This window comes from Stenotrophomonas sp. NPDC077659 (assembly GCF_050268705.1).
Lineage (GTDB): Bacteria > Pseudomonadota > Gammaproteobacteria > Xanthomonadales > Xanthomonadaceae > Stenotrophomonas.
Genome location: NZ_JBNNHG010000138.1, coordinates 1 through 10,264, shown reverse-complemented (window position 1 = coordinate 10,264; position 10,264 = coordinate 1). Strand labels below are relative to the sequence as shown.

5 protein-coding genes and 1 pseudogene are annotated in these 10,264 nt (G+C 67.4%); 5 read left to right on the top strand and 1 reads right to left on the bottom strand.

What is annotated here, in order from left to right; all coding sequences use genetic code 11:
- Positions 1 to 54 precede the first annotated feature (54 nt).
- The 3 genes and pseudogenes from carB to ACQKDV_RS15870 all read left to right on the top strand — a co-directional run.
- A pseudogene (gene carB, locus ACQKDV_RS15880) lies at positions 55 to 2,739 on the top strand (carbamoyl-phosphate synthase large subunit); the annotation flags it as partial.
- Between the two features lie 8 nt (positions 2,740 to 2,747).
- The gene (greA, locus tag ACQKDV_RS15875; protein ID WP_427784990.1) at positions 2,748 to 3,212 is read left to right on the top strand and encodes a transcription elongation factor GreA; all 465 of its coding nucleotides are present in this window, start codon (positions 2,748 to 2,750) and stop codon (positions 3,210 to 3,212) included.
- A 3-nt stretch (positions 3,213 to 3,215) separates the two neighbouring features.
- Positions 3,216 to 4,133 (top strand): phosphoglycerate mutase, encoded by a 918-nt coding sequence (locus ACQKDV_RS15870; protein ID WP_427784988.1) that lies wholly within the window; start codon positions 3,216 to 3,218, stop codon positions 4,131 to 4,133.
- A gap of 91 nt (positions 4,134 to 4,224) precedes the next feature.
- On the opposite strand, the gene ACQKDV_RS15865 is transcribed toward ACQKDV_RS15870, so the two are convergent.
- Positions 4,225 to 5,268, bottom strand: coding sequence for a DUF1176 domain-containing protein (locus ACQKDV_RS15865; RefSeq protein ID WP_427784987.1), 1,044 nt, complete (start codon positions 5,266 to 5,268; stop codon positions 4,225 to 4,227).
- A 127-nt stretch (positions 5,269 to 5,395) separates the two neighbouring features.
- On the opposite strand from ACQKDV_RS15865, the gene recJ reads away from it, so the two are divergent.
- Both recJ and ACQKDV_RS15855 read left to right on the top strand, forming a co-directional pair.
- Entirely contained in the window at positions 5,396 to 7,153 is a 1,758-nt protein-coding gene (recJ, locus tag ACQKDV_RS15860; protein WP_427784986.1) for a single-stranded-DNA-specific exonuclease RecJ, read from the top strand.
- 126 nt (positions 7,154 to 7,279) lie between these two features.
- Positions 7,280 to 10,180 (top strand): VIT domain-containing protein, encoded by a 2,901-nt coding sequence (locus ACQKDV_RS15855; protein WP_427784984.1) that lies wholly within the window; start codon positions 7,280 to 7,282, stop codon positions 10,178 to 10,180.
- Positions 10,181 to 10,264 lie beyond the last annotated feature (84 nt).

The window sequence follows — 10,264 nt, the reverse complement described above, 5'->3', positions numbered from 1 at the left end:
CGGATCGGCGAACCACAGGTCGATGTTGAGTCTGCGCATCAGCTCTAGGTAGCAGAGCTGGTAGAGATCGTCAGCCGCGGCCTGGAACTGTCGCCGACCACCGAAGTGCTGGTGGAAGAGTCGGTGCTGGGCTGGAAGGAATTCGAGATGGAAGTGGTCCGCGATACCGCGGACAACTGCATCATCGTCTGCTCGATCGAGAACCTGGACCCGATGGGCGTGCACACCGGTGACTCGATCACCGTGGCCCCGGCCCAGACCCTGACCGACAAGGAATACCAGCGCCTGCGCGATGCCTCCATCGCCGTGCTGCGCAAGATCGGCGTCGATACCGGTGGTTCGAACGTGCAGTTCGGCATCAACCCGAAGACCGGCCGCGTGGTCGTCATCGAAATGAACCCGCGCGTGTCGCGTTCCTCGGCGCTGGCGTCCAAGGCCACCGGCTTCCCGATCGCCAAAGTCGCCGCCAAGCTGGCCGTGGGTTACACCCTGGACGAACTGAAGAACGAGATCACCGGCGGCCTGACCCCGGCCTCTTTCGAGCCGTCCATCGACTACGTCGTCACCAAGATCCCGCGCTTCGCTTTCGAGAAGTTCCCGGCTGCCGACGCCCGCCTGACCACCCAGATGAAGTCGGTGGGCGAGGTGATGGCGATGGGCCGCACCTTCCAGGAATCGGTGCAGAAGGCCCTGCGCGGCCTGGAAACCGGCAAGGTCGGCTTCGACCCGACGGGTCTGGACCTGTCCAGCGAAGACGATCTGCAGACCCTGCGCCGCGAGTTGAAGGCCCCGGGCCCGGAGCGCCTGTTCTACGTGGCCGATGCGTTCCGCGCCGGCATGAGCGTGGAAGAGATCTACGCGCTGTCCTTCATCGACCATTGGTTCCTGGACCAGATCGAGGAAATCATCGCTGCGGAAGGCGACGTCGCTGCCGGTGGCATCGACGCGCTGGACGCCGCGCGCCTGCGCAAGCTCAAGCGCGCCGGTTTCTCCGACGCCCGCCTGGCCCAGCTGACCGGCACCAACGAAGCGGCCATCCGCGCGCTGCGTCGTGCGCACAAGGTGCGCCCGGTCTACAAGCGCGTGGATTCGTGTGCCGGTGAATTCTCCACCGGTACCGCCTACCTGTACTCGACCTACGAGGATGAGTGCGAGGCTGCGCCGACCAACCGCGACAAGATCATGATCCTCGGCGGTGGTCCGAACCGCATCGGCCAGGGCATCGAGTTCGACTACTGCTGCGTGCACGCCGCACTGGCGCTGCGCGAGGATGGCTATGAAACCATCATGGTCAACTGCAACCCGGAAACCGTGTCGACCGACTACGACACCTCCGACCGCCTGTACTTCGAACCGCTGACCCTGGAAGACGTGCTGGAAATCGTCGAACTGGAACAGCCCAAGGGCGTGATCGTCCAGTACGGCGGCCAGACCCCGCTGAAGCTGGCGCGCGCGCTGGAAGCCAATGGCGTGCCGGTCATCGGCACCAGCCCGGATTCCATCGATCTGGCCGAAGACCGCGAACGCTTCCAGCAGCTGGTCGACTCGCTCGGCCTGAAGCAGCCGCCGAACCGCATCGCCCGCAACGACCAGGAAGCCCTGCTGCTGGCGCGCGAGATCGGCTACCCGCTGGTGGTGCGCCCGAGTTACGTGCTGGGCGGCCGCGCGATGGAAATCGTCTACGGCGAATCCGACCTGGCCCGCTATGTGCGTGACGCAGTGAAGGTGTCCAACGATTCGCCGGTGCTGCTGGACCGCTTCCTGGACAACGCCGTGGAATGCGATGTGGACATCATCGCTGACAAGGACGGCAACGTCCTGATCGGCGGCGTGATGGAGCACATCGAAGAAGCCGGTGTGCACTCGGGTGACTCGTCCTGCTCGCTGCCGCCGTACTCGCTGTCGGCCAAGACCCAGGCCGAACTGCGCCGCCAGGTGGTGGAGCTGGCCAAGGCCCTGAACGTGGTCGGCCTGATGAACACCCAGTTTGCGATCCAGACCAGCGAAGAGGGCGAAGACACCATCTACCTGCTGGAAGTGAACCCGCGCGCCTCGCGTACTGTGCCATTCGTGTCCAAGGCCACCGGCATGGCGCTGGCCAAGATCGCCGCGCGCTGCATGGCCGGCAAGACTCTGGAAGAGCAAGGCGCGACCAAGGAAATCGTGCCGGATTACTACTCGGTGAAGGAGGCGATCTTCCCGTTCGCCAAGTTCCAGGGTGTTGACCCGATCCTCGGGCCGGAAATGCGCTCCACCGGTGAAGTGATGGGTGTTGGCCGCACCTTCAATGCCGCCTTCGCGCGTGCGCAGGAAGCGGGCAGCATCAAGGCCCCCCCGGTCGGCAAGGCATTCGTGTCGGTGCGTGACCCGGACAAGAAGCGCGTGCTGCCGGTGGCCAAGGCCCTGCTCGCGCGGGGCTACACCCTGGTCGCCACCCGTGGCACTGCCGCGTGGCTGCAGCAGCACGGCATGGACTGCGAAATCATCAACAAGGTGGTGGAAGGCCGCCCGCACATCGTCGATTCGATCAAGAACGGAGAGATCGTCTACATCGTCAACACGACCGAAGGCCGTGCGGCGATCAACGATTCGTTCTCGATCCGTCGCGAGGCGCTGCAGCATCGCGTCACCTATTCGACCACCATTGCCGGCGCGAAGGCGCTGGTGGATTCACTGGAATTCCGCGGCACCGGCCCCGTCTGGTCGCTGCAGGAGCTGCACAAGGAGTTGAATGCATGAGAGCCCCGATCACCATGAAGGGTGCGCAGAAGCTGCGCGAAGAACTGGATCACCTGAAGTCGGTCAAGCGCCCGAAGGTCATTGCGGCCATCGCCGAAGCGCGTGAGCATGGCGACCTCAAGGAAAACGCCGAGTACCACGCCGCGCGCGAGGAACAGGGCTTCATCGAAGGGCGCATCAAGCAGCTGGAAGGTGAGCTGTCGCACGCCGAGATCATCGACGTGAGCAAGCTCAATGCCGGCTCGAAGGTGGTGTTCGGTGCCAGCGTGGTCCTGGCCGATGTGGAAACCGACGAAGAGAAGAAGTACCAGATCGTCGGTGACCTGGAAGCGGACATCAAGCTGGGCCTGATCGCGATTTCCTCGCCGGTGGCGCGCGCGATGATCGGCAAGCTGGAGGGCGACTCGATCGTGATCGACGCCCCGGCCGGCCAGCGCGAGTACGAGATCGTCAGCGTCAGCTACGTGGACTGACGGGTGGCAACGGCGACCCTGCTGTTGCCCGCACGCAGCCGCTTTGCCGCGGCTGCGCTGCCGGACGATGTGGCGCGTGCGCTTGGCCGTGCCACCGCCGTGCAGGGGGACGCGGGTGAACGCGCCCAGCTGCAGCGCCACTTCACCGTGGCCGCTTCGCATTGGCCGGTGGCCGCACTGACCCGCCAGCGTGATGTCGGCGACGCCGCCGGCGCCTGCTGGCTGCGCGCGGATCCGGCCTGCATGGTGCCGGACATGCACGGGGCGCGCATGATGGGCCACGGCGAAACGCTGCGTCCGACCCTGGCCGACACGCTGGCTCTGTTGCCGGTGCTGCAACCGTTGTTCGCCGATGCCGGTTTCGTATTGGATGCGCCGGACCCGGCACGCTGGTATCTGCGCCTGCCGATCGACATCGAACTACCGTCCTTTGACAGCCCCGACGAGGTGCTGGGCGGTGATCTGTTCTCGCACCTGCCTGATGGCGAGCCCGGCCGGCGCTGGCGTGCCCTGATGACCGAAGCGCAGGTACTGCTGCACACCCATTCGTGGAACCAGCAGCGTGCCGCGCAGGGCCAACAGCCGATCAATTCCCTGTGGTTCTGGGGCGGCGGGGTGATGCCGGTGTCGGTGACGACTCCACACGTACAGGTGCGCAGCCGCGATGCTCTGCTGCAGGGCCTTGCCTTGGCGGCTGGCGTATCGGTGGATGGAGAGCAGTCGGTGGATGCACTGGTGGACCTGCGCCAGCTGCGCTCGCTGCAGCAGTTGGGCAATGATGCGATCCGCCCGCTGCTGGTGGCCCTGCAGCGCGGCGAGCTGCAGCGACTCGTGCTGGATTTCGAGGACGGCCTCCAGTTCCAGCTGGACCGTCGCCAGCGCTGGCAGTTCTGGAAGAAGCCGCGCCAGCTGCACGATTGAGCGGGGTTGCATCCACGCATGGCGTGAAACTACCGGGGCCATCCACGCATGGCGTGGATCTGCTGTAGAGCCGCGCCATGCTCGGCTTTTTTCATTTCACCGCGGTAACCACAGTGGGCAGCTGCCAATGCCCGCCCGCCACGCCGCGGCACTGTCCGGTCGTGAATTCGCTGCTTTTCACGAAGCGCGCGCCATCCCAGACCCAATCGTGGCCGGAGAAGCAGTCGCCGATGCCGCGGCCCCGGAAGCGTCCACGCAGCGTGGCATCGTCGCGATCAAAGTCCTCCGCATCGGAGGTCACGAACTGCGCCTGGTACGGCGCCTTGTCCTGTACCACCCAATAGCCGCTGCTGAAGTTGTAGGCCCCCATGAAGCAGCGGGTGCTGGCCAGCACGTGCGTGGCATCGAGCCGCTGGATCCCGATCTCATCGTCCTCGCCCTCGCCCTCGCCCTCGCTCAGCCGTGTGCACTCGTCAGCGTTCGGCAGGCTGGTGATCATCGATTTGCGCAGCGCCGGGATCTTGGCCAGCGCCGCATCGGAACTGCGCGGCGCCACCAGTCTGCCGCGCACGATCACCGGCACCGGCAGTGCCGCGGGTACGCTGGTTTCGGCTTTGTCGCCACGGCGCACCAGCGCGCCGGGCGTACCCAGCCGGCCCTGTGCCTCATCCATCTTCAGAAGTACTGCGGTGGCGCCACTGTCGGAGATCGGCCATCCCTTGCCGTTGCCATCGATGACCTCGATGCGCGCCTGGCGGGGCAGGGCGGCGACCAGGGCGTCTGTCTGCGCCGGTTTCAGCAGTACCTTTTCCGAATCGCCGGTGTCCTGCACGGGGCCGAGATCCTTGCCATTCAGGCGCAGGCGCAGCGCCCCCGTTGGCATCGGGCTCTCACCGTCCTCGCCATTGCGCAGGCGTGCGACGACCGGCGCGTTGGGGCCGCCTGCACGTTCCAGCATCAGGCTCAGCAGGTTGCCGGCTTCCTCAGGACTGTAACCGGCAGCGCGGCAGGTGCGGGTGTTGTCACAGGCCAGCGACCAGTCGTTGTGGTCGAACGCCACACCGGCTCTTGGTTCGGGCGTGGCGGCATGGGCGGCGGGAGCCAGGGCGAGGGCCAGGAACAACATGCGATGCATGGGGTGACATCCATTTCGGGGCCAGCAAGCATGGAAGATGTGGCGGCGAAATCCAAACGCCAGGGCCGGGGTCAGGGCAGTCGCCCCGCGTTATCATGGTGGCGTCTTCCGCAACCCGGCGATGCCGATGTCTCTTGCCGCCGATGCTGCGCCGTCCGTGTCCGATACCCCGATGATCCGCCGCCGCGAGCCGGTGCCGCCGGGTCCGTGGCCCGACGGCACGCTGCCCCTGCTGGCCCGCCTTTATGCCAACCGTGGCGCGACCACGCCGGAACTTGCGCTGCCGCGCCTGGGCAACCTGCATGCGCCTGAACTGCTCACCGGCATCGATGCGGCCGTCGCGCTGCTGGTGGATGCCATCGCTCACGACAAGCGCATCCTGGTGGTGGGCGATTTCGACTGCGATGGCGCCACGGCGTGTGCGGTCGGCGTGCGCGGCCTGCGCATGCTCGGCGCGCAGCACGTGTTCCATGCCGTGCCCAACCGCATGGTGCACGGCTACGGCCTGTCGCCCTCGCTGGTGGAAGAACTGGCGGCGTTGCAGCCGGACCTGCTGGTGACCGTCGACCATGGCATTGCCTGCCATGCCGGCGTCAACGCGGCCAAGGCGCGTGGCTGGCAGGTGCTGGTCACCGACCACCATCTGCCGGGGCCCCGGTTGCCGCCGGCCGATGTCATCGTCGATCCGAATCTGGAAGGCGACGGCTTCCCCAGCAAGTCGCTGGCCGGCGTCGGCGTCATCTTCTATGTGCTGATGGCGCTGCGCCGGCAGATGCGCGGGGCCGGTGTTTTTGCCGATGGCAAGGGCCCGGACCTGACGACGCTGCTGGATCTGGTGGCGGTGGGCACCGTGGCCGACCTTGTGGCGTTGGACGCCAACAACCGGGCCCTGGTCAGCGCGGGGCTGCGCCGGTTGCGTGCGGGGCAGGGCTGCATCGGCCTGAAGGCGCTGATCGAAGCCAGCGGCCGCGATGCCGCAGGACTGACAGCCACCGACATCGGATTTGCCCTCGGCCCGCGCCTGAACGCGGCTGGCCGCCTTGAGGACATGGCGCTGGGCATCGCCCTGCTGCTGACCGAAGACCCGCGCCAGGCCCGCGACATTGCCCAGACCCTGGAGCAGATCAACGCCGAGCGCCGCGCCGTGCAGCAGTCGATGACCGACGATGCCGAGCAGGCACTGTCGCGCGCGGTACTGCAGACCGAAGGCCAGCGCCCGGTGGCGGCCTGCCTGTTCGATGCCGACTGGCACCCCGGCGTGGTCGGTCTGGTGGCCTCGAAGATGAAGGACCGCCTGCACCGCCCGGTGATTGCCTTTGCACCGGCCGAGCCTGGCGCCGATACCCTGCGTGGGTCGGCCCGTTCCATCCCGGGCCTGCACATCCGTGACGCGCTGGCGCTGGTCGATGCGCGGCATCCGGGGCTGGTCGAACGCTTCGGTGGCCACGCGATGGCGGCCGGCCTGAGCATGCGCCTGCAGCATCTGCCCGCGTTCGAGGCGGCCTTCATTGCCATCGTGGAAGAGGTGCTGGACCCGGCCGCGCTGCAGCAGCAGGTACTCAGCGATGGCGAACTGGCGGCGGACGAACTCGACCATCGCCACGCCGATGCGCTCCGCCTTGCCGGGCCGTGGGGCCAGGGATTCCCCGAGCCGCTGTTCGACGGCCACTTCGAGGTGACCAACTGGCGCGTTCTGAAGGAGCGCCATCTGAAGCTGGAACTGCGCCTGCCCGGCGTGCCCGGCACGATCAACGCGATCCATTTCGGCGGCTGGCACGGCAATGCACCGGGCCGCCACGTGCATCTCGCCTACCGCCTGGCCTGCGACGACTACCGCGGGGGCAGCGCGATCCAGCTGATCGTCGAGCACTGCCTTCCCGCCTGAAAAAACGGGACGGAGGGGATTAAGTCGTTTGTGCATAAACGACTTAATCCCCTCCGTCCCCTTTTTCTCAACCCCGTTCGGCCTGGTGGTGCGTTGAACCGTCCACGATCCCACTGGAGCCGTGCCATGGTCTTTGCCCGCTGTGCCTCCCTCATACTGCTTGCGCTGGCGGCGTGGCCCGCGGGCGCGCAGTCGTCCGGCAACGTGCGGCCACAGCCCAGCATCCCGTTGCTGGTCGCGCCGGCCGCCGAACAGCCGATCCAGCTGCGGCATGCCCAGATCGAGGGTGAGGTGCAGGCAGGCATCGCGCAGACCCGCATCACCCTGGAATTCCATAACCCCAACCGCCGCGCGCTGGAAGGCGAGCTGCAGTTCCCGCTGGGCGATGGCCAGCAGATCAGCGGTTTTGCGCTGGATATCAACGGTGAGCTGCGCCAGGCGGTGCCGGTGCCGAAGGATCGCGCTCGCCAGGTGTTCGAAGAGATCGCGCGCCGTGGCGTCGACCCAGGCCTGCTGGAACAGACGGCCGGCAACCAGTTCCGCCTGCGCATCTATCCGCTGCCGGCCGGTGGCAGCCGCCGCGTGCAGGTGGTGATCAGGGAGCCACTCGCGTTCGCGGGCCAGGGTTGGCAATGGACACTGCCGCTGCAGTTCGCGGCGGGCGCGGCATCGGTAAGCCTGGATCTGCAGGCGCCGGCCACGGTCACGGCGGGAGAAGCGCCCTTCGCATTGCAGGACGGCCGCCTGCACTGGCAGGGTCGCGGCGCGCAATTGCCCACGCAGTTGCAGTGGACGTTGCCTGCAGCACGACAGGCCCAGGTGCAGGTGGCATCGTGGCAGGACGGCCATTACCTGTTGGCGCAGCTGCCGGTGGCTGCCAGCGTTGTGCCGCGCACGGTGCCACGCGAGGTCGGCCTGTTGTGGGATGGCTCCGGATCGGCCGGGCAGCGTGATCGCGTACGCGAGTTTGCCCTGCTGGACCGCTACTTCGCGGCGATGGGCGAGGGCAGCGTGGCGTTGACCGTGCTGCGCGACCGTCCTGAAGCCGAGCGCCGTTTCCGTATCCGCAACGGCGACTGGAGTGCGCTGCGCCAGGTGCTGCAGCAGGTCCGGCCCGATGGCGCCAGTGCACTGGCGAACTGGCAGCCGCAGCCGGGGGTGAAGGAGTATCTGCTGGTCAGTGACGGCCTGCTGACCTACGGCCCGCAGGCCTTGTCGGTGCTGTCGGCCGGGCAGCGCCTGTTTGCGATCAGCAGTGCCGGCGCACGCACGGATGCCACCCGCCTGCGAGGTTGGAGCGAAGCGCACGGCGGTCGTTTCGTGCCGGTCGGCCAGGACCTGGATGCCGCCGCCCGCGAACTGTTGTCGGCACCCCTGGACATCCAGGTCGACGCCGGGCGTGGCGTGCAGGCGGTGGTCATCGATCGCCGCAGCGAAGCGCAGGGCTGGCTATGGCTGCATGCGCGTCTGGCGGCAGACGGTGCGCCGCTGCGCGTGCGTGTTGCCGGTGGTGAATGGCAGGCCCTGCCACAGACCACCCACAGCGAAGACGGCGAACTGATTGCCGGCCTGTGGGCACAGGCGCGCCTGCAGCAGCTGGCCGTGGACCGGCGCGGCAACCGCGACGCCATGCAGCGCCTGTCACAGCAGTTCGGTCTGGTCGGCCCGGATACCTCGCTGATCGTGCTGGAAACCCTGCAGGACTACCTGCGCTATGCGATCCGCCCGGCGGGTGCGCTGCGCGCTGACTATGACCGCAGCTTCGCCCGTCAGGTGGCCGACCAAAAGGCCGAGGACCGTCAGCGCTTGGACAAGATTGCCGCTCAATGGAAGGAGCGCCAGCAGTGGTGGGAGCGCCGTTGGCCGAAGCAGGCGCCGCCGGTTGCGGCCACGGAGATCCTGGCCGATGTGGCACCTGCCAGCGCGCCGATGGCTCTGCTTGCCGCGCCATCACCGGCGGCCCCCGCACCGCCGCCCGCGCCGATGGTGGCCGCCGAATCACGGATGGAGGCCGCACGCGCGCAACGTCAGGCGCCCGCGGCGCAATCGTTGGCGTTGGATATCATCGGCGGCGGCCGGTCGGCTGACGAGGCAGCGCCGCCGCGTGCAAACCGTGGCCAGCTCGGTATCCAGCTGGCGGCATGGCAGCCCGATTCCCCGGTAGCCCGCCGCCTGCGCCAAGGGCCTCCGTCGCGGTTGTACGACCGTTATCTGGCCGAGCGCGCCGCGCATGCCGACAGCAGTGCGTTCTTCCTTGATGTGGCTGACCTGCTGCTGCAGCAGAACCAGCGTGAGCTGGCGCTGCGTGTGCTGTCCAATCTGGCCGAAATGGACCTGGACAACCGCCATCTGCTGCGCGTGCTGGGCTACCGGCTGCTGCAGGCCGACGCGCCCACGTTGGCCGTGCCGGTGTTCGAGCAGGTGCTGGCGATGGGGCAGGAAGAGCCGCAGAGTTTCCGTGATCTCGGCCTGGCGCTGGCAGCGGCCGGCAAGCCGCAGCAGGCGCTGCACCCGCTGTACCAGGTCGTGGTACGCCCGTGGGATCGCCGCTTTGATGGCATCGCCCTGATCGCGCTGGATGAGCTGACCAATCTGGTGTCACGCAGCCGCCCGGCACTGGACACCCGGGGCATCGACCCGCGCCTGCTGCAGGCCATGCCGTTGGACCTGCGCGTGGTGCTGGCCTGGGACGCCGACAACAGCGACATGGACCTGTGGGTGACCGACCCCAATGGCGAGCGCGCCTACTACGGCAACCGCTTGACCTACCAAGGCGGGCAGATGTCGCAGGACTTCACCGGTGGCTATGGCCCCGAGCAGTTCTCCCTGCGCAGCGCCAAGCCCGGCCGGTACAAGGTGGAGGCCAATTACTTCGGCAGCCGGCAGCAGCTGGTGACCGGTGCCACCACCCTGATGCTGCGCCTGACCACGCATTGGGGAACGCCGCAGCAGAAAGACCAGATGGTCACGATGCGCCTGAAGGACCGCTCGGAGAGCATCCTGGTCGGCGAGTTCGAAGTCCAGTAGAGCCACGCCATGCGTGGCTGTGGTGCCCGGCTCATCCACGCATGGCGTGGATCTACCGTGGCCGGTGGGTGCGGACCGTTGGTC

Coding starts and splice junctions, on each gene's coding strand:
- ACQKDV_RS15855 (WP_427784984.1), top strand. CDS start 7,280: ATGGTCTTTGCCCGCTGTGCCTCCCTCATACTGCTTGCGCTGGCGGCG.
- ACQKDV_RS15865 (WP_427784987.1), bottom strand. CDS start 5,268: ATGCATCGCATGTTGTTCCTGGCCCTCGCCCTGGCTCCCGCCGCCCAT.
- recJ (WP_427784986.1), top strand. CDS start 5,396: ATGTCTCTTGCCGCCGATGCTGCGCCGTCCGTGTCCGATACCCCGATG.